Genomic DNA, 25,891 nt, shown 5'->3' on the forward strand with positions numbered 1-25,891 from the left:
TTTTCCGTTGACAGATTTTGAAATCCGTCATTCCATCCTTCGAAACCCGCCGAAGCCCCCCTCCACGGGGCGCGATCCTCCATCATCGGGTTACCGTTCGAGTGGCGTCGGTCGGCCTTGCCGGTGAAAAAGCAGGATCCTTCCGTTTGACAAGGGTGGCCGGGGTACGGTCACACTCCGCTGGTGGGGTCGTCGTGCAGCGGCGCCCCCGGGACGGTGGAGGGGTCGGGCGGAGCGCAGCCTGTGCTGCCGGCGCCGACCAGCTCACGTAACGACCGGGAGAGAAGAGCGAAGGTGTCCCCGAGCAGCGAGACCGCGCACGGACAGCGACTCGTCATTGTCGAGTCGCCGGCCAAGGCGAAGACGATCAAGGGCTACCTTGGCCCCGGCTACATCGTCGAGGCGAGCGTCGGGCACATCCGGGACCTGCCCAGCACAGCGGCAGAGGTCCCGGACAAGTACACCGGCGAGGTGCGCCGCCTCGGCGTCGATGTCGACCACGACTTCGCGCCCATCTACGTGGTGAACGCGGACAAGAAGTCCCAGGTCAGCAAGTTGAAGTCGCTGCTGGCCGAGTCCGACGAACTCTTCCTCGCCACCGATGAGGACCGCGAGGGCGAGGCCATCGCGTGGCACCTCCAGCAGGTCCTGAAGCCCAAGGTGCCGGTGCACCGGATGGTGTTCCACGAGATCACCAAGACCGCGATCCAGGAGGCGGTGGCCAACCCGCGCGAGCTGAACCAGCGCTTGGTCGACGCCCAGGAGACCCGCCGCATCCTCGACCGCCTCTACGGCTTCGAGGTCTCGCCGGTGCTCTGGAAGAAGGTCATGCCGAAGCTGTCGGCGGGCCGCGTCCAGTCCGTCGCGACCCGCCTGGTGGTCGAGCGGGAGCGCGAGCGGATCGCCTTCCGCAGCGCCTCCTACTGGGACCTGGTCGCCACCTTCGGCACCGGCCGCACCCCGGCCGACGCCGCCAACCCGGAGACCTTCGGCGCCCGGCTCTCGGCCGTCGACGGCAAGCGGATCGCCAGCGGCCGCGACTTCGGTTCGGACGGCCGGCTGAAGGCCGGCAGCGTCAACACCCTGCACCTGGACGAGCAGGCCGCCCGCGCGCTGGCCGCCGCCCTGGAGCAGACCTCGTTCGGTGTCCGCAGCGTCGAGTCCAAGCCGTACCGCCGCTCGCCGTACGCGCCGTTCCGCACCACCACGCTCCAGCAGGAGGCCAGCCGCAAGCTGGGCTTCGGTGCCAAGCGGACCATGCAGGTGGCCCAGAAGCTGTACGAGAACGGCTTCATCACCTATATGCGTACCGACTCCACCACGCTGTCGGAGACCGCGATCTCGGCCGCCCGGGCGCAGGTCACCCAGCTCTACGGGGCCGACTACCTGCCGGACGCGCCGCGCACGTACGCCAGCAAGGTCAAGAACGCCCAGGAGGCGCACGAGGCCGTCCGCCCCTCCGGCGACCGCTTCCGCACCCCGGCCGAGACCGGCCTGAGCGGCGACGACTTCCGGCTCTACGAGCTGATCTGGATGCGCACCGTCGCCTCCCAGATGAAGGACGCGGTCGGCAAGTCGGTGACCGTGAAGGTCGGCGGCCGTTCCGCGGACGGCCGGGACGCCGAGTTCTCCGCCTCGGGCAAGATCATCACCTTCCACGGCTTCCTCAAGGCCTACGTCGAGGGCGCCGACGACCCGAACGCCGAGCTGGACGACCGCGAGCGCAGGCTGCCGCAGGTGACCGAGGGCGACCCGCTGTCCGCCGAGCAGCTCACCCCGGAGGGCCACGCCACCAAGCCGCCGGCCCGCTACACCGAGGCCTCGCTGGTCAAGGAGCTGGAGGACCGGGAGATCGGCCGCCCGTCCACCTACGCCTCGATCATCGACACCATCATCGGGCGCCGCTACGTCTTCAAGAAGGGGACGGCGCTGGTGCCGTCGTTCCTCTCCTTCGCCGTGGTGAACCTGCTGGAGAAGCACTTCGGTCGGCTGGTCGACTACGACTTCACCGCGCGGATGGAGGACGACCTCGACCGCATTGCCGCGGGCGAGGCGCAGTCCGTGCCGTGGCTGAAGCGCTTCTACTTCGGTGAGGGCGAGGGCCACGCCCCCGGCGGCGCCGCCGAGGCCGGCAACGGCGACGGCGACCACCTGGGCGGTCTGAAGGAACTGGTCACCGACCTCGGCGCGATCGACGCCCGGGAGATCAGCTCGTTCCGGATCAGCGACGACCTCACCCTGCGGGTCGGCCGTTACGGCCCGTACGTCGAGCGCGCCTCCACCGTGGAGGGCGAGCCCGGCCGGCGCGCCGACATCCCGGACGAGCTGCCGCCGGACGAGCTCACCGTCGAGCTGGCCGAGGAGCTGCTGGCCAAGCCCAGCGGCGACTTCGAGCTCGGCCAGGACCCGGTCAGCGGCAACCAGCTGGTCGCCAAGGACGGCCGGTACGGCCCCTACGTGACCGAGATCCTGCCCGAGGGCACGCCGAAGACCGGCAAGAACGCCGTGAAGCCGCGGACCGCGTCGCTGCTCCAGTCGATGTCGCTGGACACCGTCACGCTCGACGATGCGCTGAAGCTGCTGTCCCTGCCGCGCGTGGTCGGTCTCGACCAGGAGGGCGTCGAGATCACCGCGCAGAACGGCCGCTACGGGCCGTACCTCAAGCGCGGCACCGACTCCCGCTCGCTCACCAGCGAGGAGCAGATGTTCACGGTCACCCTGGAGGAGGCCCTGGCCATCTACGCCCAGCCCAAGCAGCGCGGCCGGGCCGCGGCCGCGCCGCCGCTCAAGGAGCTGGGCACCGACCCGGTCAGCGAGCGTCCGGTGGTGGTCAAGGACGGCCGGTTCGGCCCGTACGTCACCGACGGCGAGACCAACGCGACGCTGCGCAAGGACGACGAGGTCGAGACCATCACTCCCGAGCGCGGCTACGAGCTGCTGGCGGAGAAGCGGGCCCGCGGGCCGGTGAAGAAGACGGCCAAGAAGGCCCCGGCGAAGAAGGCGGCGGCCAAGAAGACCGCCACCAAGAAGACCACCACCACCAAGACGGCCGCGGCCAAGACCACGGCCAAGAAGACGACGACCAAGGCCGCCGCGAAGAAGACGGCGACCAAGAAGGCCGCCGCGAGCAAGACCGCCGCCGTCGACGAGGGCTGACCCTCCACCAGCGGCATCGGGCCCGCGCCCTCTTCGGAGGCGCGGGCCCGAGGTCTGTGGGCGACCGGTGCGCGAGCACCTCCGGCGCGGGGTGGCGAGCGTGTGCGCGGCGCGTCACAACCCTGCAATGACGGGCATCCGGAAGCCCGCACCCCTCTTTTCCCACCGGTGCCGACCGCTACGCTGACCGTATGACGAGCGAGGAGCAGCCCACCCCCGGCACCGGCGGTGCCGCCAGAGCCGGCACGCCCGACCTGCCGGAGGTCGCGCCCGCCGGAACCCCCGGTGAGCGCGCCCGGGCACTGTTGCGGCTGCGCCCCTACCGCCGCCTCTGGACCACCCAGCTGATCGGCGGCACCGCCGACCGGCTCGGGCTGCTGGTGCTGCTCGCGCTGACGGTGATCGCGGCCGCCCTCGGCGGACAGTTCGGCGACCTGCCGCGCAGCCTCGCCTTCGCCGTCGCCGCGGTCTTCGCGGCCCGGCTGGCCGCCACCCTGCTGGTCGGCGCCGCCCTGCTCGGCCCGGTGCACGGGCTGCTCAGCGGCCGCCTGGACCGGCGCTGGACGCTGCTCGGCGCCAACGCGCTGCGGGCCGTGCTGATCGGCGTCGCGCCCTGGTGGATCGTCTGGCTGGGCTCCGACTCCGGGCCCTCCGCCGCCGCGACTTACGTACTGCTCGCCACCGTCTTCGTGACCGGTGCGGCCGAGCGGGTCTGGGCGATCGCCAAGGGCGCCGCCGTACCCGGCCTGCTGCCGCCGGCCAACCCCTTCGCGCCCCCCGGGGAGCAGCGTCCGTCCGCGGCCAACCTGGAGAGCGTGCGGACGCTGGACCGCCGCACCGGCTGGGCCACCGTGCCGCTCGCGGCAGCCGCGCTGGTCGCGCTCACCCTGGTCAACAACGTCTTCGCGGCCCTCGGCTCGGACTGGCTGCGCGTCCACCAGACCACCTTCGCGGCGCTCGGCGCGGCCGCCCTGTTCACGGTCTCGGCCGTCCGGGCGTACCTCCAGCAGCTGCCCGGCGGTCCGACGGTGGCCCCTCCGCACTCCCCGCTGCGGAGCCTGCGCGCGCCGACCGACGCCACGCCCGGCCCCGCGCTGAGCAAGGGCCGCACCGGCGCCGCCCCCTACTTCACCTTCTCGGTCGCCGCCGCCTTCGCCTCGATGGCGGGCGTCGCGGCGCTCGCGCTGTTGACCGCCGCCGAGCACCGGGCCGGGCCGATCGGCTACGGCCTGCTGGTGCTCGCCGCCGTCGGCACCCCGGCGCTCGGCTCCCGGCTCACCCGGGCCACCCTGCCCGCGCTCTCCCGCCGCCGGCTGCTCGCACTGGCGCTGCTGACCGAGGGCGTCGCGCTGATCCTGGCCGGCCTGGTGCTGGACTTCGTCCTGGTGCTGCTGCTGACCGTGCTGGCCGGCCTGGCCGCCGGGATCGTCGTCTCGGCCGGGCGCTCGCTGCTCGCCCAGGAGGTCGAGGAGGCGCGGCTCCCGACGGTCGACGAGCACCTGTACGCGGTGCTGCGGGCCGTGGTGGGCGGCGCGCTGATCCTCGTCCCGCTGGTCGCCGCGGCCTACGGCGAGGTCGAGTACGGCACGGTCGAGCCCGGCTCGTTCACCTTCATCCACGGCGGCGCGGCCCTCGCGGTGGCCACCGCCGGGCTGCTGACGCTGGTGCTCGCGGCCGTCGTGCTGCTCAAGACCGACGACCGGCGGGGCACCGCCCCGTTCGGCCGCGACCTCGTCGACGCCGTGCGCGGCGCCGCCGGTCCGGCCCCGCACCGCACCACCGGTACCGGCTTCTTCATCGCCCTGGAGGGCGGCGACGGCGCCGGCAAGTCCACCCAGGCCCAGGCGCTCGCCGAGTGGATCCGGGGCAAGGGCCACGAGGTGGTGCTCACCCGTGAGCCCGGCGGCAGCCCGGTCGGGCAGCGGCTGCGCGGTCTCGTCCTGGACGTCGGCAACACCGGTCTGTCGCACCGCGCCGAGGCGCTGATCTACGCCGCCGACCGGGCCGAGCACGTCGAGAACGTCATCCGCCCGGCGCTGGCCCGCGGCGCGGTGGTCATCACCGACCGCTACATGGACTCCTCGATCGCCTACCAGGGCGCCGGGCGCGACCTGGCCGCCACCGAGGTGGCCCGGATCTCGCGCTGGGCGACCGGCGGGCTGGTGCCCGACCTGACCGTCGTCCTCGACGTCGACCCGACCAGGGCCCGGGAGCGGTTCACCGAGGCGCTGGACCGGCTGGAGTCCGAGCCGACCGAGTTCCACCAGCGGGTCCGGTCCGGCTTCCTCTCGCTGGCCGCCGCCGACCCGGCCCGGTACCTGGTCGTGGACGGCAGCCAGCAGCCCGGCTTCGTCACCACCGCGATCCGCCACCGGCTCGACCGCGAGCTGCCGCTCTCCGAGCAGGAGAAGGCCGCCCGGGTCGAGCAGGAGCGGCTGGCCCGCGAGGAGGCCGAGCGCCGCGCCGCCGAGGAGGCCCGCCGGCGCGCGGCCGAGGCGGAGGCCGAGCGCAAGCGGTTGGAGCTGCTGGAGCAGCTCCGCGCCGAACAGGCGGAGAAGGAGCGGCTGGCCAAGGAGGAGGCCGAGCGGGTCGCCGCCGAGGCGGCGCGCAAGGCGGCCGAGGAGGCCCGGCGCAAGGCGGAGGAGGAAGCCCGCCGGCGGGCCGAGGAGGAGGCCAGGCAGCGTGCGGCCGAGGAGGCCCGGCTCGCCGCCGAGGCCGCCGAGCGCCGGCGGCTCGCCGAGGAGGCGGCCGCCCAGGCGGAGCTCCAGCGGCAGCGTGAGCTGCAGCGCGAGGAGCAGCGCCGGCGCGCGGAGGAGGCGCTGCAGCGGGCCGAGGAGGCCCGGCTGGCGCAGGCCGCCGCGCTCGCCGCGGCCGCTGCCGCCGCCGAGAGCGCGGCGGACCGGGCGGACCGGCCCGCTCCGCCGGCCGACGACGTGACCACCGAGCTGCGGATCGTGCCGGAGCCCGAGGACGCGACCCAGGAGATCTCCGAGCGGGACCGCCGGGCGGCCGTCCGGGCGGCCGAGGCGGCCGGCGCCGCGGGAGCCGGTGGCGCTTCCGCGTCCCCGGCTCCGGAGGCCGACGCGACGGCGAAGCTGCCGGTCGTCCCCACCGCTCCGGCGGACGAGACGGCGGTGCTGCCCCGAGTCCCTTCGGCGGACCCCGACCGGTCGGGTGCCGGGCGGCGCGACCACGCCGACCGGACGGAGGTGCTGCCGCGGGTGGAGCCGACCCGTCCGGCGGACCGGACCGAGGTGCTGCCGCGGGTCGAGCCGACCCGCCCGACCCGCCCGGCCGGACCGGCCCGGCGGGAGACGCCGGTCGACAGCACCCGCGAGCTCCCGGCCGTGGAGGAGCAGCCCGCCGCCGAACCGCGCCCCCGGCCGTCCTGGGCCGAGGAGACGCCGATGGACGACCTGCCGAGCCTCACCGACACCCTGCTGGGCTCGCGTGACGAGTGGGCCCGCTGGGAGCAGGGCGGCCCCGCCGACCCGGCGCCGCAGGACCCGCGCGGTGGCGCGGCCGCTCCTCCGGCCGGCCCCGGCGGGCCGGAGAGCCGTGGCAGGACGGACGCCCAAGGCGGGTCGGACGACCGGGGCGACGGCAAGGGCAAGGGCCGGCGCTGGGGGCGCCGGAGCTGACTCGGTCCCGGCCCGCGCGGTCCCACGCGGTCCACGCGGTCCACGCGGTCCACATGGCCCACTCGGCCTGGTGGGCCGACTCGGCCGGGGCGGGGCAGGGGCCTGAAGGACGGTGGGCGGTGCGGCCGGGGCGGTGCTCCGGCGGCACCGCCCGCCGTCGTACCGGGCACGTATGCTCGACTCCGGGAAACCGTGCCCGGAGCGCCGTCCGCCGCCCGGGTGACGGGCGCCGGCGCAGTCCGTACCGAGCTTGGGAGCAGCAGTGGCCGTCTGGGACGACCTGGTGGGCCAGGAGCGGGTGGTCGAGCAGCTGAGCGCCGCGGCCCGGGCGGCCTGGGCGACGGCCGCCGCCGGTCGCGGGGCCGCGCCGGAGCCGGGCGGCAACGCCTCGCTGATGACGCACGCCTGGCTGTTCACCGGCCCCCCCGGAGCCGGCCAGATCACCGCGGCCCGCGCCTTCGCCGCCGCCCTCCAGTGCACCAGCCCGGATCTCGCGCTCGGCGGTACGCCCGGCTGCGGGTTCTGCGACGGCTGCCACACCGTGCTCGCGGGCAGCCACGCGGACGTGAAGTACGTGCGCACCGACGGCCTGTCGATCGGCGTCGGCGACATGCGCGCCCTCGTGCTGCGGGCGTCCAGCTACCCGACCGGCGGCCGCTGGTCGGTGATCCTGGTCGACGCCGCCCACCGGCTCACCGAGGCCGCCGCCAACGCCCTGCTCAAGGGGGTGGAGGAGCCCTCCCCGCGCACCGTCTGGCTGCTCTGCGCGCCCTCCGTGCAGGACGTCCTGCCCACCATCCGCTCGCGCTGCCGCCTGCTGGTGCTGCGCCAGCCCGCCGCCGAGGCCGTCGCCGACATGCTGGTGAACCGCGACGGCGTCGACCCCACGACGGCCCGGATTGCCGCGCTCGCCGGCCAGGGGGACATCGAGCGCTCCCGTCGGCTGGCCGTCGACGACCAGGCCCGCACCCGGCGCACGGACGTGCTGCGGATCCCGCTGGAGGTCGGTGACATCGGTGGTTGCCTGGCCGCCGCCCAGCGGCTGGTCGACACCGCGAAGGCCGATGCCGAGGCGCTCGCCGAGACCCAGGACGCCAAGGAGACCGGCGACCTCAGGGCCGCGTACGGCGCGGCCGAGGGCAGCAAGGCTCCGCGGGGCATGGCCGGCGCGGTCAAGGAACTGGAGAAGCGCCAGAAGAGCCGGGCCACCCGGACCCGCCGGGAGACGCTCGGCGTCGCCCTGCTCGACCTGCTGAGCTTCTACCGGGACGTGCTCGCCCTCCAGCTGGGCTCCACCGGCGCGCTCTCCAACGAGGACCAGCGGCAGGCCCTGAACCGCGTCGCCCAGGCCGGCCCGCCGGAGGGCACGCTGCGGCGGATCGAGGCGGTGCTCGCCTGCCGGCAGGCGCTGGACCGCAACGTTGACCCGCTGCTCGCCGTCGAGGCGATGACCGTCGCCCTGCGCGCGGGCTGAGTCGGCGGACGCGGATGGCGGCCGGGCGGGGCCGTCACCGGTAGGACCGCCGGGGGGCCGCCGGTAGGGCCTCCCGCGCTACCCGGGTGTCCCACCTTCGAGTGAACGGGCCGTACGCGCCGGGGACACCTGCGTGTGACGGCCGGATCGCCCTGCACGCTGGGGCCGACTGCGCCCCGACGCCGGGGCCGTCGCGTCCCGTCCGGCACCGGCCCCCACCGGTCGTCCGGCCCTCCTCCCGAGGCGGTGCGTCCCATGGTCCGTTCGCTCCTCGTCGTCCCCCTGCTGGCAGCCGCCTCGGGCGGAATCTGGCTCGCCCGAGGCGCCCTGCTGCGCTGGCGCGACCTGCGGTCCGCCGAGACCTACGAGCTGACCGGTGATCAGCGGCCGATGCTGCTGCGCGCGGCCGGCGCGATGGTCTGCGGCATCTGCGTGACGGCACTGACCGTGTTGACGGCCCTGGGCACCTTCGGCACCTTCGGCGGACCGGCCTCGCGGTCCGACTCCGCGGAGCTCACCGCCGACAGCACAGGCCAGGGCGGGAGCCGGCAGGCCGCGCCGCCCGCCGACGAGGCACCCGCTCCGGTCGCCCCGGCTGTCGCGCCCGCGCCCGCGCCCGCTCCTGCTCCCGCCCCCGCGCCGGCACCGGCCGCCAGCCGGTTCGACAGCGTCGGCCACCCGGGCGGTGGCGAGCTGCTGCAGTCCGCCGTCCCCGGCCCGGACGGCCACCCCCGCAACGTCCGGGTCTGGCTGCCCGCCCAGTACGCCAAGGACCCGAACGCCCGCTTCCCGGTGGTCGTGATGCACGCGGCCACTCCCCGGATGACCGCCGACACCGAAGTCCCGGACGTCTTCGAGGGCCTCGGCTCCGCCGTCCAGACCGGCAAGGCCCGCCCGTTCATCCTGGTGGCCCCCGAGGCGCCGAACGGCACCGCGCACCCGTGCGAGCTGGTCGCCGCCGCCCCCCAGGCCATCGCCGACGACGCCGCGCTGCGCACCACCATCGCGGCCACCTTCCGCACCCTGCCGGCCGGCCCGGCCTCCTGGGGCACGCTCGGCGTCGAGGCGGGCGCGCCCTGCGCGGTGGCCGCCGGGCTGGCCCGCCCCGACCTGTACGGCGCGGCCGCCGCGGTCTCCGGCCGGTACGACACCGTCGCGCTGACCCGGACGGGGGCCGAGGCCCCCGCCAACGCCGCCCCGAAGCTGCTCCTGGCCGCCGCCAAGGCCGACGCCGCGGGCCTGGACGCGGCCCGCAAGCTGCAGACCGCGCTGCACGGCGGCGCCGGCGCGTCGGCCCGTGCCGACGTCCGGATCTCCGAGAACGTGCAGGACTACACGGCCGACCGGGAGCGGCTGCGGCTGGTCCGCCAGGCGGTCCAGTACCTGGCCGAGACGCTGGCGAAGGCGTCCTGACCAGGGTGTCCGCGGAGGCTACGCTTCGCGGTACCCAGGGCGCCGGCAGCGGCCGCGCCCCAGCACCTGAGAGGGACCGGATGAGGTCGGAGCGGGGCATGCGGGCGCGGGTGGTGGCCGCGGCACTGGCGGTCGCGGGGTTGTTGGTCGGCGGGTGCAGCTCCTCCTCGTCCACCCCCGGGGCGGCCTCCTCGGACACCACCGCGCCCGGCGCCGCCCCCTCCGGCGCCCTCGCCTCCGGGGGGCCGGCGGCGGCCGACGCCCGTCCCGGTGTCACACCGCTGGAGCCGCTCCCGGCCGCCCTTCCCGCCGCGCTGGCGCCGTACTACGGCCAGCGGCCCGCCTGGCAGCCCTGCGACGACGGCTTCGAGTGCACCACCTTCACGGTGCCGCTGGATTACGACCGCCCGGGCGGCGGCGACCTCACCCTCTCGGCGGTCCGGGCCGTCGCCGTCCCGGCGGACCCGGACCAGGGCGGGGCCCCCGGCGCGGCCGGCGGCCGGCTCGGGTCGCTGCTGCTCAACCCCGGCGGCCCCGGCGGCTCGGCGATCGAGTACGTGGAGGCCGTCGCGAAGACCTACGACAGCGCCGTGCGCGCCCGGTACGACCTGGTCGGGCTCGACCCGCGCGGCGTCGGCCGCAGCAGCCCGGTGACCTGTCTGACCGGGGAGCGGATGGACGCGTACACCGCCGCCGACATCACCCCCGACGACCAGGCCGAGATCGACGCCCTGGTGGCCGCGGACCGGGAGTTCGCGGAGGGCTGCCGGCAGCAGGCCGGCGACCGGCTCGGCCACCTCGGCACCGTTGAGGCGGCCCGCGACATGGACGTCCTGCGGGCGCTGCTCGGCGACGAACGGCTCAACTACGTGGGCAAGTCCTACGGCACCTTCCTCGGCGCCACCTACGCCGGTCTCTTCCCCGGCCGGACCGGCCGGATCGTGCTGGACGGCGCGATGGACCCGTCACTCGACTCGATCAGCGGCAACCGCACCCAGGCCGGCGGCTTCGAAACCGCCTGGGCGGCCTTCGCCAAGGACTGCGTCAAGCGCGAGGACTGCCCGCTCGGCCGCACCGAGCAGCAGGCGGGCGAGCAGCTCAGCGCCCTGTTCGCGGCCATCGACGCCAAGCCGCTGACCACCGTCGACGGCGCCCGCCGGCTCACCGAGTCCCAGGCGACGACCGGCGTCATCCAGGCCATGTACGCCGACTTCCTCTGGCCCAAGCTGCGCACCTCGCTCGCCGACGCCAAGGCCGGTGACGGCACCAGCCTGCTCAAGCTGTCGGACTCGTACTACGAACGCGGTCCGGACGGCTCGTACCCGAACCTCATGTTCGCCAACATGGCGGTGAACTGCCTGGACCTGCCCGCGCCGTTCACCGGCCCGGCCGACGTCCAGCGGGTCGTGCCGGACTTCGAGCGGACCTCGCCCCGGTTCGGCCGCGACATGGCCTGGATGGCGCTGACCTGCAGCTACTGGCCGGTCCGGGCCACCGGCGCCGCGCACACCGTCCGGGCCGCCGGCGCCGCTCCGATCGTGGTCATCGGCACCACCCGCGATCCGGCCACCCCGTACGCCTGGGCGCGGTCCCTCGCCGGGCAGCTGGAGTCCGGGCGGCTGCTGACCTTCGACGGCGACGGCCACACCGCGTACGGACGGCACGACGAGTGCGTCGACGGGGCGGTCAACGCGTACCTACTGGGCGGTCCGGCGCCGGAGCAGGGCAAGCGCTGCGGCGCGTAGAGGGGGGAGGGGATCGGCGGGTAATTTCGGCTTCAACCGCCGACCGGTGCGACGTTACGATGAGCGCCCCGCAGCCCCTGCCACCCCCACCGGAGCCCACCGTGCTCGGAGTCAACGACCTGGCGACGTACATCCTCGGCGCCCTCGTGATCATCCTCCTCCCCGGCCCCAACTCCCTTTACGTGCTGTCCGTCGCCGCCCGCAAGGGCGTCCGGACCGGCTACACCGCCGCCGCCGGCGTCTTCGTCGGTGACTTCACCCTGATCAGCCTCACCTCGCTGGGCGCCGCCTCGCTGCTGGAGGCCAACCCCGCGGTCTTCGCCGTGGTGAAGTTCGGCGGCGCCGCCTACCTGCTCTGGATCGGCGTCGGCATGCTCCGCGCCGCCCGCCAGCTCTGGCGCGAGCACCGCGCCGCCGCGGCCGCCCCCGACACCGCCACGGCCGCCGTCCCGGACTCCACCGAGCGCCCGTTCCGCCGCGCCCTGGTGATCAGCCTGCTGAACCCGAAGGCGATCCTCTTCCTGCTCTCCTTCTTCACCCAGTTCGTCGACCCGTCCTACGGACAGCCGGCCCTCTCCTTCGCCCTGCTCGGCGGCATCCTGCAGACCTTCAGCCTGCTCTACCTCTCCATGCTGATCTTCGCGGGCACCACCCTCGCCACCGCCTTCCGCCGCCGCAAGCGCCTCTCCGCCGGCCTCACCAGCGGCGTCGCCGTCCTCTTCGCCGGCTTCGCCGCCAAACTGGCCGTCGCCTCCGCCTGATCCACCGCCGCGGAACCCCGTTACGGATCACCCGCGAACCTGTGTAGACTGGCCCGCGTTGCCACCACGTGCGGCAACGGTGCCGCCTTAGCTCAGTTGGCCAGAGCAACGCACTCGTAATGCGTAGGTCATGGGTTCGAATCCCATAGGCGGCTCTGTAGAAGCCCCAGGACTCACTCGCCGTGACCTGGGGCTTTTGCGTAGGCGGATGCCCTCGCGTCGACGGATGTCCGCGAACGGGTGTGCAGCGGTCCCGGTTCGAATCTCGGTCCGGAGGCGCCGGGTGGGCGTGGGTTCGGATTCCGCGGGGTGAACGTTGTGGTGGGGGCCCGGTCGCTTGGCGCGGCCGGGTCCTTCGCGTTGTCCCGGGGGTGGCGGTAGGGGGTGGGTAGGGGTGGGGTGGGGGTGCGAGAGGGGGGACGGGCATCTGGTCGTGGTGGGGCGGCGGGGCTTGAATGGCAGCCAGGGTGGGCCGTCGTGGGTGGCCCCGGGGAGGGGGAGGGGATGGGAATGCCACGGTACGCAGCAGCGCCGGAGCGGAGCAGTCTCTGGATCCGGCGGTTCCAGCCGGCGCCCGCCGCGCCGGCGCAGTTGGTCTGCTTTCCGCACGCCGGGGGGTCGGCGGGGTACTTCCTGCCGGTGGCGCGGGCGATGCCCACCTCGGTGGACGTGCTCGCGGTGCAGTACCCGGGGCGGCAGGATCGGGCCGGGGAGGCCTGTGTCGAGGACGTGCACGCGCTCGCGGACCACGTGGTGCGGGAGTTGCTGGTGTGGGCGGACCGGCCGTTCACGCTGTTCGGGCACAGCCTCGGGGCGTCGGTGGCGTTCGAGGTGGCGGTCCGGATGGAGCGGGCCGGGATGGCGTTGCAGGGGGTGGTGGTCTCCGGGCGGCGGGCGCCGTCGCGGCCGCGGGACACGGCGCAGGACGTGCACCGGTCGGACGACCGGGCGCTGATCCGGTCCCTGGAGCGGTTGAGCGGGACGGATCCGTTGATGCTGCGGGACTCGGAGTTCCTGGAGATGGTGCTGCCGTCGGTCCGCAGCGACTACAAGGCCGCCGAGACGTACCGCAGCCGGCCCGGCCGGGACCGCATCGGGCAGCCCGTCCTGGTGCTGACCGGGGACGCGGATCCGCAGGTCACCGCGGCGGAGGCGGAGGCCTGGGCCGAGCACACCACGGCGGGCTGCTCGGTGCGGACCTTCTCGGGCGGGCACTTCTTCCTCGACGACCACGCGCTGTCGGTGATCTCGGCGATCAGCGGATTCGCCGCCGGTCGGCACCTTCCGGCCCGGCTCGGTTGACCGGGGTCGTGGGCCACTGATCGTCCGCCCGCCCGTCCCTCTCCGGAGGGGCGGGCGGTTCGCATTTCCGGGATCTTTATGACGGGCGGAAGAATCGTTTGGCCATCTATTATCTGACAAATTGCGGCGCTTGTGATTCTTTCCAAAAATGCCTCGCATCCCCTTCCGTGCACCGTTAGTATCAGAACGAATGCTTTCGGTGATCGTCCGAGCCGGCTCGCGAAGGGGGTAGCCATGGGTGAGCGGTTGCGCTCCGCGCTGCGTCACGTCGCCTACCCGTTCCTGCTGGTCACGCTCGTGTCGATAGCGGTCGCGGCCCTGCGTTGGCGCTGGGACCTCGGGCGGGTGAGCCAGTTCTTCCTGCTCGGCACGATCGGCTATCTGACGGTTCTGGAATGGCTGATCCCCTACGAACCGGAATGGCGGCCGAGCGTCGGCGAGTGGGGCTGGTACGGCGCCTATTTCGTGCTGACGATGATCGGTGGGGCACTGTCGCAGGTGCCGGTGTCGGCCATGGTCGGGTGGGCGGCGCCGCCGCATCCGGTGCTGCCGCTCTGGGTGGAGATCCCGGCGGCGCTGCTGCTCGGCTCGCTGGCCAACTACCTGATGCACCGCTGGAGCCACACCAATCGCTGGCTCTGGCGCCTGCACGGGGTGCACCACGTGCCCGACAAGGTCAATGTCGCCAACAACGGGGTCAACCACATCGTCGACGTGGTGCTCACCCAGGGCGCCGTGCAGCTCTCGCTCGCGTTGGCGGGGTTCTCGGCCGAATCGGTGTTCGTGGTGGGCCTGTTCGTGGTCGCTCAGGGCTATTTCGTGCACGCGAACGTCGATGTCCGGATCGGTGCGCTCAACCACGTCTTCGCCGGCCCGGAGCAACACCGGCTGCACCACAGCGTCGATCTGGCGGAGGCCGGGCACTACGGGTCCGACCTCTCGATCTGGGACCACGCCTTCGGGAGTTTCACCTGGCAGCCGGGCCGCCGGCCGGCCGCGGTGGGGCTGCTGCGCCCGTCCGACTTCCCCCGGACGCGCGAGGTGCTCGCCAGTCATCTCCAGCCCTGGCGAAGGCCGGTGCGGGCCGACGACTTCCCGGCCTGACGCCCCGCCGACCCGGGCGGTCCGCCCGCCCGGCGCCCCTGTCCGTCCGTTCCGACTTCTCGCAGACCGCTGCCTCCTCTTGTCCGCTGCGATCCCGAACCCGTTCCGGTGGCGTTGCCCCGCGACTCCGTAGTCCCTTGCCTCGCGTCCACCACCCGCCGCCCATTCCCCGCTCGCACTCCTCGCCGGCCCTCGGCCTGTCCCCTTCGGCCGGTCCGGTCTCCGGCCTGCCTGGAACCGGTCCGCAGCCGCCGTCCCCACGCCCGTGCGGTGCTCCCACGCCCGTGCCGCGCGCGCGAACGCAGCGACACAAGGACTCGACCATGACGGATTCATGCCTCGCCGCAGTTCCCGATCCCTCTGATTCCCCGACCGCCTCCGACACCCGCTACGCCACCGCCGCCGCTACCGCCGCCTCCGTGCCCGCCGCCGCTTCGGCCACGACCGCCGTCGTGCCCGCTCCCGCCGGGCCCGCCGACGGACCGGAGCGGATCGACGGACCGGAGCGGATCGCGATCATCGGGATCGGCTGCCGGTTCCCGGGCGGTGCCAGTGACCACCGGTCGTTCTGGCAGAACCTGGTCGACGGCAAGGACTGCATCACGCCGACGCCGCGCAGCCGGTACGACGTGGCCACCCTCGGCAGCCGGGACAAGGCCAAGCCGGGCCGGCTGGTCGGCGGCCGGGGCGGCTACATCGACGGCTTCGACGAGTTCGACCCGGCGTTCTTCGGGATCAGCGGCCGGGAGGCCGACCACATGGACCCGCAGCAGCGGAAGCTGCTGGAGGTGGCCTGGGAGGCGCTGGAGGACGGCGGGCAGAAGCCGGGTGAGCTGGCGGGGCGTGACGTCGGGGTCTACGTCGGCGCGTTCACCCTGGACTACAAGATCGTCCAGTTCTCGGACCTCTCCTTCGAGACCCTGGCCGCGCACACCGCCACCGGCACCATGATGACGATGGTGTCGAACCGGATCTCGCACTGCTTCGACTTCCGGGGGCCCAGCGTCTCGCTGGACACCGCCTGCAGTTCCTCGCTGGTCGCCGTCCACCTCGCCGCCCAGAGCCTGCTGCGCGGCGAGACCGACCTCGCGCTGGCCGGCGGCACCCTGCTGCACATCGCGCCGCAGTACACCATCGCCGAGACCAAGGGCGGCTTCCTCTCGCCGGAAGGCCGCTCGCGCACCTTCGACGCCTCGGCGGACGGCTACGTCCGGGCCGAGGGGGTCGCGGTCGTCGCGCTCAAGCGGCTCTCCGACGCCGTGCGCGACGGCGACCCGATCCACGCCGTGATCATCGGCAGCGGGGTCAACCAGGACGGCCGCACCAACGGGATCACGGTGCCCAACCCGGACGCCCAGGTGAGCCTGATCGAGCGGGTCTGCGCCGAAGCCGGCATCACGCCCGGCAGCCTCCAGTACGTCGAGGCGCACGGCACCTCCACCCCGGTCGGTGACCCGATCGAGGCGAACGCCCTGGCGCGGGCGCTGGCGGTCGGCCGCCGCCCCGGCGACAGGTGCTACGTGGGCTCGGTCAAGACCAACATCGGGCACACCGAGTCCGCCTCGGGCCTGGCCGGGCTGATCAAGTCGGCGCTGGCGCTGAAGCACCGCCTGATCCCGCCGCACATCAACCTGGAGCGGCTCAACCCGGCGATCGACCCTGCCACCCTGCCGTTCGAGATCCCGTCCGAGCCGACCCCCTGGCCGGACCACCGGGGCCCGGCCAGGGCCGGGGTCAACTCCTTCGGCTTCGGCGGCACCAACGCCCACGTCCTGCTGGAGGCCGCTCCCGAGCCGGCACCGGCCGAGGAGCCGTCCGAGCCGCCGGAGGGCCCGGCCGTCCTCCCGCTCACCGTCCTGCCGCTCACCGCCCGCGACGCCGCCGCCCTGCCCGAGCTGGCCGCCGGGATCCAGGGCGAGCTGGCCGGTGCGCGCGGCGGCACCCCCGCCCGACCGGCCGACCTCGGGCACACCCTGGCCCACCGCCGCCAGCACCTCGACTCCCGGCTCTCCGTGGTCTACGACTCGCGCGAATCGCTGGACGAGGCGCTCACCGCGTACCTGCGGGGCGAACCGCACCCCCGGGTGCTGACCGGCCAGCGGCGCGAGGCGCGGCACCGCCGGCTGGCCTGGGTCTTCACCGGCATGGGTCCGCAGTGGTGGGGGATGGGCCGCCGGCTCTTCGCGACCGAGCCGGTCTACCGCGAGGCCGTCGAGCGCTGCGCCGAGCACCTCGCCGAGCTCACCGGCTGGTCGCTGACCGACGAGCTGGCCGCCGACGAGGCGCACTCCCGGATGGCCGAGACCTGGCTCGCCCAGCCCGCCAACTTCGCCGTCCAGATCGGCCTCGCCGCGCTCTGGCGCAGCCGCGGGGTGCGTCCGGACGCCGTGGTCGGCCACAGCACCGGGGAGGTGGCCGCCTTCCACGAGGCCGGGGTCTACGACCTGGCCGACGCGGTCAAGGTGGTGGTGCACCGCAGCCGGCTCCAGCAGCGGCTGGCCGGTACCGGCGGCATGCTGGCGGTCTCCCTCTCCGAGGCCGAGGCGGTCCGCCGGATCCGCCCGTACGGTGACGCGGTGTCGGTGGCCGCGATCAACAGTCCGACCTCGCTCACCCTCGCCGGGGACGAGACGGTGCTCGCCGAGCTGGCCGCCGCGCTCACCGCGGAGCAGGTCTTCGCCCGCCCGCTGACCGTCGAAGTGCCGTACCACAGCGCCCGGATGGAGTTGATCAAGGACGAGCTGCTGGAGTCGCTCGCCGACCTCAAGGCCCGCCCCGCCCAGGTGCCGCTCTACCTCACCGGCCGGGAGGGCACCGCGCACGGCACCGAGCTGGACGCCGGCTACTGGTGGCACAACGTCCGCGACAGTGTCCGCTTCCAGCAGGCCGTGCAGCGGCTCGGGGACGACGGGTACAGCCTCTTCCTGGAGGTCGGACCGCACCCGGTGCTGGGCCGCTCGATCCAGGAGACGCTGGAGGCCCGGCCCGGCGGCGCCGACCGCCCCGACGTCCGGACGCTGCCCTCGATCCGCCGCCAGGAGGACGAGCGGACCACGTTCACCGCCTCGCTGGCCGCCCTGCACAACCTCGGGGTCGAGGTCGACTGGTCGGTGCTGCAGCCGACCGGGCGCCCGGTCCCGCTGCCGCGCTACCCGTTCAAGCGGGACCGGCACTGGGTCGAGCCCCGGGCGGTGGAGCAGGTCCGCCGGGGCCGGCAGGACCACCCGCTGCTCGGCCGCCGCCTCGCGGGGGGCGAGCCCGCCTGGGAGGCCCGGCTGGACGCCGAGGTGCTGCCGTACCTGGAGGACCACCGGATCCAGGGCCGGGTGCTCTTCCCCGCCGCGGGGTACCTGGAGATGGCCGTCCAGGCGGTCCGCGCGCTGACCGGCGGGGCGGACGCGGCGCTGGCCGGGATCGAGCTGCGCAAGGCGCTCTTCCTGCCCGACGAGGAGAGCCGCGCCGTCCAGCTCACCCTCTCCGCCGAGAACGGCTCGTTCACGATCACCACCGGCTCGGCCGTCACCACCGGCTCGGCCGGGACGGACGGCGACGCCGACGGCCCCGGCGGGGCCGGGCCGGACCGCACCGTCCACGCCGTCGGCACCGTCCGCCCCGGCCAGCGCCGGCGGCCCGGCCACCGGCTGGACGCCGAGCCGATCCGTGAGCGCGCCGCCCGCCACCTGGCCGGCCCCGACTGCTACCGCGAGCTGGCCGGTCTCGGCTACCACTACGGGCCGGCGTTCCAGGGCATCGACGAGGTCTGGATCGGCCCCGGCGAGGCGCTGGCCGTCGTCCGGCCGACGGCGGCGATCGCAGGGCAGGGCGCCGGCCACCAGGTGCACCCGGTGCTGATGGACGCCTTCTTCCAGACCCTGCTGACCCCCCAGCTCCTGGTGGCGGCCGGCCCTGCCGGCACCGGCATCAAGCTGCCGCTCGCCATCGACGAGGTCCGGCTGGACCCGGTCGGGGAGCAGCCGCTCTGGGTACACGCCACGGTGACCCGGGACGGCGGCGACGAGCTCGTCGGGGACATCGCCGTCTACGACGGGAGCGGCACCCCGCTCGGCGGGATCACCGGGTTCCGGGCCGCCGACGTGGAGAAGGCCTCCACCGCGGTCGGCCTCGCCACCATCGACGGCTGGCTGGTGGAGCCCTCCTGGTCGGAGCTGCCGGGCGCCTCGGACGCCCCCGACCTGCTGGCCGAGCACCCGGACCACTGGCTGCTGTTCGCCGATGCCGGCGGCGTCGCCGAGGAGCTGGCCGACCGGATCACCGGGCGCGGTGGCAGCTGCCACCTCGTCCGCCCGGGCAGCGGCTACCGGACCGCCGCGGACGGGCGGGAGTCCGCCGTGGATCCCGGCTCCGCCGCGGACCTCGGCCGGCTGCTGGCCGACCGGCGGGCCGCCGGGGCCGCCGATCCGGCCGCCGTCGTCCACCTGTGGAACCTCGACCGGCCCGCGCTGGCGGGCGCCGACCACGCCACGGTGGCGGGTCACACCGGCGCCGGCGCCTACAGCCTGGTCACGCTGGCCGCCCTGCTCTCCGCCGAACTGCCCGACTGCAGACTGCACATCGTCACCCGGGCCGCCCAGGCCACCGCCCCCGACGAGCCGGTCGAGCCGCTCGGCGCGCCCGCCTGGGGGATCGGCCGGGTGCTGCGCCACCAGGAGCTGCCCGGCCACCCCGGCAAGCTGATCGACCTCGGTCCGGCCGGTCCGGCCGGTGCGGAGGCGGCCGCGCTGCTGCGCGAGTTCGCGCTGGCCGACGAGGACGAGATCGCGCTGCGCGGCGGGCGCCGGCTGACCAACCGGCTGCGCCCCGCCGCAGGGCTGACCGGTCCGCTGCCGCCCAGCCTGCGCGCGGACGGCAGCTACCTGGTGACCGGAGCGTTCGGCGCCCTCGGCCGGCTGCTCTGCCGCACCCTGGTCCGTCGTGGCGCCCGCCGGCTGATCCTGGTCGGCCGCAGCCCGCTGCCCCCGCGCGAGCGGTGGCGCGGCCTCGACCCGGAGAGCCGGGCCGGTCGCGGTGTCGCCTTCCTGCGCGAGCTGGAGTCGCTCGGCGCCCAGCCCGTTCCGGTGTCGCTGGACATCACCGACGAACGCGCCCTCGCGGACTGGCTCGCGGAGTACCGTGCGCTGGAGTCGCCGCCCGTCCGGGGCGTCTTCCACCTGGCCGGGCAGGTCCGCGACACCCTGGTGGCGGAGCTGGACCGCGAGGTGTTCGACGCCGTCCACGGCCCCAAGGTGCTGGGCGCCTTCACCCTGCACCGGCAGCTGGCCGGCGAGCCGCTCGACCACTTCGTGCTGTTCGCCTCGATCGCCTCGTTGCTGACCACCGCCGGCCAGACCAACTACGCGGCCGGGAACGCCTTCCTGGACGCGCTGGCGCACCACCGCCGCGCCCTCGGCCTGCCCGCCCTCAGCCTGGACTGGGGCCCCTGGGCGACCGGCATGATCGAGGAGCTCGGCCTGGTCGAGCACTACCGCAACAGCCGCGGCATGAGCTCCCTCGCGCCCGAGAGCGGGATGGCCGTGCTGGAGCGGGTACTGGGCCAGGACCGCGCCCAGTTGCTGGTCGCCACCGTGATCGACTGGCCGGTCTTCCTGTCCTGGTACCCGGCCCCGCCGCCGCTGGTCGCCGGTCTGGCCGCCGCAGCCCGGGAGAACGCGCCGGCGCCGCGGCGGAGCAGCCTGCTGGAGGTGCTGCGGGCGGCCGGCGAGGAGGAGCGCCGGGGCCTGCTCACCGAGCGCTTCGTCGCGCTCGCCGCCACCGTGCTCCGGGTGCCCGCGGAACAGATCGAGCCCCGTACCGGCCTGAGCGGGCTCGGGCTGGACTCGCTGCTCGCGATGGAGCTGCGGGCCCGGCTCAACACCGAGCTGGGCACCGCCCTCCCGGTGGTGGCGCTGCTCTCCAACGCCCCGGTGGCCGAGCTGGTCGCCCAGCTGTACACCGGTCTGGCCGAGCTGATCGAGGACGACGGCACCGGCGCCGGCGCGGCCGAGGTCGAGCGGTACGAGGACGAGTCGCAGCACCCGCTGACGCAGAACCAGAAGGCGCTCTGGTTCCTCAAGCAGCTCAACCCGGACGGCTTCGCCTACAACATCGGCGGCGCGGTCGAGGTCCGGGTGGAGCTGGAGCCGGAGCTGATGGCCGCCGCCTTCCGGACGATGGTCGGGCGCCACCCCAGCCTGCGGGCCAACTTCGTGCTGGACGGCGGCCACGCCGTGCAGCGGGTCCGCGCCGAGGTCGAGCCGGACTTCGGGGTCTTCGACGTCCAGGGGCTGGAGTGGGCGGAGGTCCACGACCTGATCGTCCGCGAGTACCGCAAGCCGTACGACCTGGAGCGCGATCCGCTGGTGCGGTTCCGGCTGTTCAAGCGCGGGCCGGAGCAGTGGGTGATCATGAAGGCCGTCCACCACATCATCTCGGACGCGATCTCCACCTTCACTTTCATCGAGGAACTGCTCGCCGTCTACGAGGGGCTGCGGCAGGGCCGGGCGCCGGAACTGCCCCCGGTCACCGCCCGCTACCTGGACTTCCTCAACCGGCAGAACGAGTTCCTGGCCGGCCGCGAGGCGCCGCGGATGCTCGACTACTGGCGCTCGCACCTGCCCGCCGAGGTGCCGATCCTCAGCCTGCCCACCGACAAGCCGCGCCCGGCGGTGCAGACGCACAACGGCGCCTCCGAGTTCTTCGTGCTGGACGAGCGGCTCAGCGCCCGGGTGCACGCGCTGGCCCGGGAGCACAACGTCACCGTCTTCATGGTGCTGCTCAGCGCCTACTACCTGCTGCTGCACGCCTATTCGGGCCAGGACGACATCATCGTCGGCAGCCCGGTGACCGGCCGCACCGACGAGGAGTTCGGCTCGGTCTACGGCTACTTCGTCAATCCGCTGCCGTTGCACGTCTCGCTGGCCGGGGCGCCGACCGTGGCGGAGCTGCTGGCCCAGGTGCGCACCACCGTGCTGGGCGGGCTGGACAACCAGGAGTACCCGTTCGTGCTGCTGGTGGAGAAGCTCGGACTGCAGCACGACCCGAGCCGCTCGGCCGTCTTCCAGGCGATGTTCATCCTGCTGCACCACAAGGTGGCCACCGAGAAGTACGGCTATCACCTGGAGTACATCGAACTCCCGGAGGAGGAAGGGCAGTTCGACCTCACGCTGTCCGCCTACGAGGACGAGGCGGAGCGTCGCTTCCACTGCGTCTTCAAGTACAACACCGACCTCTTCCTGCCGGAGACGATGGCCCGCCTCGCCGGGCACTACACCAACCTGCTGGAGGGGCTGACCGGGGCCGGCGCCGAGCAGCCGGCCACCGGGCTGGAGCTGCTCGGTCCGGTGGAGCGGGCCCGGGTGATCCAGCGGTGGAGCGGTGCCGAGCGGCGGGTGGCCCACGAGGAGCCGGTGCACGAGCTGATCCTCCGGGCGGCCGCCGCCGATCCGGCCGCCCCGGCGGTGGCCGCTCCGGCGGAGTCCGGCCCGACCGCCCGGCTGAGCTACGGCGAGCTGGCGCGCCGTTCCCGGAGCGCGGCGGCCCGGCTGAGGGCCCTCGGCGCCGGGCCGGGCTCGGTGGTGGCGCTCTGCCTGGACAAGTCGCCGGAGCTGGTCGTCGCCCTGCTGGCCGTGCTCCGCACCGGGGCGGCCTACCTCCCGCTGGATCCGGGTCACCCGGCCGACCGGCTGGCGTACATGATCGAGCACGCCGGCGCCGGGCTGCTGGTCGGTGACCCGGAGCGGCTCGGCGGGCTGCCGGTCCGGATCGTCGCACCGGCGGAGCTGACCGGAGCGGACGAGCCCGGCGGGACCGGCAGCACCGGCGGGTCCGAGGCGTCCGCGGCGTCCGCGGGGTCCGAGGGCTCCGCCGGCGAGTTCACCGACGAGCCGGAGCCGGTGGACCTCGACAGCCCCGCGTACGTCATCTACACCTCCGGCTCCACCGGCCGGCCCAAGGCCGTCCGGGTCTCGCACCGCAACCTCGCCTCGGCCTACCAGGCCTGGCGCGCCGAGTACCGGCTGGACACCGACGCCAGGGTCCACCTCCAGATGGCCGGCCCGTCCTTCGACGTCTTCACCGGCGACTACGTCCGCGCGCTCTGCTCGGGGGCCACCCTGGTGCTGGTCGGCCGGGAGCTGCTGTTCAACACCGCGCGGCTCTACGAGGTGATGCGGACCGAGCGGGTGGACGCCGGGGAGTTCGTGCCCGCGGTGGTCCGGACCGTGATCGGCCACTGCGAGCGGTCCGGCCTGCGGCTGGACTTCATGCGGCTGCTGGTGGTCGGCTCGGACGTCTGGAAGGTCGAGGAGTACGAGCGGCTGCGCGCGCTGTGCGGCCCGCGGACCCGACTGATCAACTCCTACGGCCTCACCGAGGCCACCATCGACAGCGCCTACTTCGAGGGCCCGGCGGACGGTCTGGAGCCCAGCCGGATGGTCCCGATCGGGCGGCCGTTCCCGAACAGCGCCTTCTACCTGCTGGACGAGCAGGGCCGGCCCGTCCCGCCCGGCGTGCCGGCGGAGCTGTGGATCGGGGGCTCCGGAGTGGCCCTCGGCTACGTCGGCGACGAGGAGCGGACCGCGCGCCGCTTCGCCACCCTGCCGCTCGGCGGGGCGGACGGTACCGAGCCGGTCCGGCTCTACCGCACCGGCGACCTCGCCCGCTGGGACGCCGACGGCGGGGTGCACCTGCTCGGCCGGGCCGACTCGCAGATCAAGGTGCGCGGTCACCGGATCGAGCTGGGCGAGATCGAGGCCCAGCTCGCCGAGTGGCCCGAGCTGGCCCAGGCGGTGGTGACCGTCCGGCCGGACCGCAGCGGCGAGAACGTGCTCTGCGCCTACTGCGTCCCCGCCCCCGGGCGGACGGTCGACCGCCGGGAGCTCCGTCGCCACCTGGCGGGCTACCTGCCGACCTTCATGATCCCGACGTACTTCGCCGAGCTGCCCGCGCTGCCGCTCACCGCCAACGGCAAGGTGGACGTCGCCGCCCTGCCCGCGCCCCGGGCGGAGGCCGAGGACCGGGCCGCCGAACCGCCGGTCACCCTCTACGAGGTCCGGATGGCCGAGCACTGGCGGGCGCTGCTCGGCGTCGAGGGGCTCGGCCTGGAGCACGACTTCTTCGAGTGCGGGGGCAGTTCGATCAAGCTGATCGAGTTGATCCACGGGCTGCAGGGCGAGTTCAACATCAGGATCCCGGTCAGCCAGCTGTTCAAGGTCACCACCCTGCACGGGATGGCCAGGACGCTGGAGCACATCATCACCGGCCGGCTGGAGGGCGCCCAGCCGTACCTCTGGTTCAACCAGGAGCAGCAGCAGACCATCTTCTGCTTCCCGCCGGCCGGTGGCCACGGCCTGGTCTACCGGCAGTTCGCGGCGCACCTGCCGGAGTACCGGATGGTCGCGTTCAACTACGTCGCGGGGGACGACAAGGTCACCCGCTACGCCGATCTGATCGACACCATCCAGCCGGACGGGCCGTGCGCGCTGCTCGGCTACTCGCTCGGCGGGAACCTCGCCTTCGAGGTCGCCAAGGAGCTGGAGCGGCGCGGCCGGGCGGTGCCCAATGTGGTGATCATGGACTCGCACCGGATCCCGGAGTCCTTCACCCTCGGCGACGAGCACGTCCAGGCCTTCGAGCAGGAGCTGGCCGAGCACCTGCAGCGGCACACCGGTTCGGAGATCGTCGCCCAGGAGACCCGCGAACAGGCCAGGGACTACCTGCAGTTCTGCAGCCGTACGCCCAACCTGGGGGTGATCGCCGCACCGGTCAGCGTGATCTCCGACGACGTGAAGGTGGCCCTCTACGCGGCCGGCCAGCACGGTGCCTGGCACGGCAGTTCGGCCACCGGTACGGCGGTGTTCCGCGGCTTCGGCACCCACGCCGAGATGCTCGGCCACGAGTACATCGCGCGCAACGCCGGGCTGGCCAGGGAGATCCTCACCGGGGCCACCGCCGATGCGTCCTGAGTCGTGCACCTCCCCGCGGCCCGGGTCCGGCGACCCGGCCCGCCACCCCGGCAGTCCCAGTAGCCCCCATGGCCATGGAAGTCCCTCACGAGAGGTGGACCACCTCATGCTCAGGCAGCAGCCGCCGCTGTCCTACCCGTTCGCGTCGCTCGGCCTCGACCTCCACCCCCGGTACGCCGAGCTGCGCGAGCAGCCGCTGGCCCGGATCCGGCTGCCCTACGGTGACGGCGCCTGGCTGGTCACCCGCTACGAGGACGTCCGGACGGTGCTGGCCGACCCGCGCTTCAGCCTCGCCGAGGCGATGGGCCACGACCAGCCCCGGATGCGTCCGGTCGCCCGCAGCGGCGCCGGGCTGTTCTCCACCGAGCCGCCGGAGCACACCCGGCTGCGCTCGCTGGTGGCCAAGGAGTTCAGCGCCCGACGGGTCGAGCGGCTGCGGGTCCGGGCCAGGGAGCTGGCCGGCGAGCTGGTCGACGGCCTGCTCGCGGCGGGTGCGCCGGCCGACCTGGTCGAGGACTTCGCGATCCCGATGCCGACCACCATCATCTGCGAGGTCCTCGGCATCCCCGCCGAGGACCACCGGATGCTCTGGCAGTGGGCGGAGACGGTGCTCTCCGCCGTCACCCCCGGCGAGGTGCTCGCCGTCGAGGGCCAGGCGTTCATCGAGTACATGGCCGGCGTGCTGGACCTGCGCGGCCGCGAACCCGGCGAGGACCTGCTGACCGTCCTGGTCCGGGCCTGCCGCGAGCAGGGGCTGATCAGCGAGGACGAGCTGCTCTCGATCGCCTGTGACCTGCTGATCGCCGGCTTCGTCTCCACCACCAACCAGATCGGCAACTTCTTCCACCAACTCCTGGTCAACCCGGAGGAGTTGCGCCGCCTTAGGGCGAAGCCCGAACTGATCCCGAAGGCCGTCGAGGAGCTGATGCGGTACGTGCCGCTGCTCACCGGCTTCAGCCTGCCGCGCTACGCCACGGCCGACGTCGAGCTGGGCGGGGTGACGATCCGAGCCGGTGACGCGGTGATGATCGCCACCGCCGCGGCCAACCGCGATCCGGAGGTCTTCGAGGAGCCGGAGCGCCTCGTGCTGGACCGCCAGGGCAATCCGCACATCGGCTTCGGCCACGGCGTGCACTACTGCATCGGCGCCCATCTGGCCCGGCTGGAGCTCCAGGTGGCGATCGAGACGGTGCTGGACCGCCTGCCCGGCCTGCGGCTGGCCGTCCCCGAGGACGAACTGCGCTGGAAGGCGGACGCGATGGTGAACGGACTGCAGGCGCTCCCGATCGCCTGGTGACACAGCGCCCGGCACGCAGCGCACAGCGAGCAGCGAACA

The 25,891-nt window shown here is 74.0% G+C and carries 10 protein-coding genes and 1 tRNA gene; all 11 read left to right on the forward strand.

The window, feature by feature from the left end; translation table 11 throughout:
* Positions 1-294 precede the first annotated feature (294 nt).
* The 11 genes from topA to ABZ495_RS02455 all read left to right on the forward strand — a co-directional run bounded on the left by topA (position 295) and on the right by ABZ495_RS02455 (position 25,852).
* A complete protein-coding gene (gene topA / locus ABZ495_RS02405; protein ID WP_359834033.1) occupies positions 295-3,156 on the forward strand; it encodes a type I DNA topoisomerase in 2,862 nt (953 codons plus the stop codon).
* Between the two features lie 191 nt (positions 3,157-3,347).
* Positions 3,348-6,797 carry a dTMP kinase gene (gene tmk / locus ABZ495_RS02410; RefSeq protein ID WP_359834035.1) on the forward strand — a complete coding sequence of 1,150 codons (3,450 nt, stop codon included), beginning with the start codon at positions 3,348-3,350 and terminating at the stop codon, positions 6,795-6,797.
* 262 nt (positions 6,798-7,059) lie between these two features.
* Positions 7,060-8,271, forward strand: a complete 1,212-nt coding sequence (locus ABZ495_RS02415; protein WP_359834194.1) for a DNA polymerase III subunit delta' — start codon at positions 7,060-7,062, stop codon at positions 8,269-8,271.
* Positions 8,272-8,526: 255 nt separating this feature from the next.
* Complete coding sequence (locus tag ABZ495_RS02420) at positions 8,527-9,684, forward strand: hypothetical protein (RefSeq protein ID WP_359834036.1); 1,158 nt, start codon at positions 8,527-8,529, stop codon at positions 9,682-9,684.
* A gap of 80 nt (positions 9,685-9,764) precedes the next feature.
* Complete coding sequence (locus ABZ495_RS02425; RefSeq protein ID WP_359834039.1) at positions 9,765-11,429, forward strand: alpha/beta hydrolase; 1,665 nt, start codon at positions 9,765-9,767, stop codon at positions 11,427-11,429.
* A 101-nt stretch (positions 11,430-11,530) separates the two neighbouring features.
* On the forward strand, positions 11,531-12,190 hold the full coding sequence (gene leuE / locus ABZ495_RS02430; protein WP_359834041.1) for a leucine efflux protein LeuE: 660 nt from the start codon (positions 11,531-11,533) through the stop codon (positions 12,188-12,190).
* Positions 12,191-12,271: 81 nt separating this feature from the next.
* Positions 12,272-12,345 (forward strand) — tRNA-Thr (locus ABZ495_RS02435).
* A gap of 355 nt (positions 12,346-12,700) precedes the next feature.
* Entirely contained in the window at positions 12,701-13,492 is a 792-nt protein-coding gene (locus tag ABZ495_RS02440) for an alpha/beta fold hydrolase (RefSeq protein WP_359834042.1), read from the forward strand.
* A gap of 234 nt (positions 13,493-13,726) precedes the next feature.
* Positions 13,727-14,596, forward strand: coding sequence for a sterol desaturase family protein (locus ABZ495_RS02445; RefSeq protein WP_359804150.1), 870 nt, complete (start codon positions 13,727-13,729; stop codon positions 14,594-14,596).
* A 323-nt stretch (positions 14,597-14,919) separates the two neighbouring features.
* Positions 14,920-24,555, forward strand: coding sequence for an amino acid adenylation domain-containing protein (locus tag ABZ495_RS02450; RefSeq protein ID WP_359834044.1), 9,636 nt, complete (start codon positions 14,920-14,922; stop codon positions 24,553-24,555).
* A gap of 106 nt (positions 24,556-24,661) precedes the next feature.
* Positions 24,662-25,852 carry a cytochrome P450 gene (locus tag ABZ495_RS02455; protein ID WP_352291025.1) on the forward strand — a complete coding sequence of 397 codons (1,191 nt, stop codon included), beginning with the start codon at positions 24,662-24,664 and terminating at the stop codon, positions 25,850-25,852.
* Positions 25,853-25,891 lie beyond the last annotated feature (39 nt).

Source organism: Kitasatospora sp. NPDC005748 (assembly GCF_040630735.1).
Taxonomy (GTDB): domain Bacteria; phylum Actinomycetota; class Actinomycetes; order Streptomycetales; family Streptomycetaceae; genus Kitasatospora.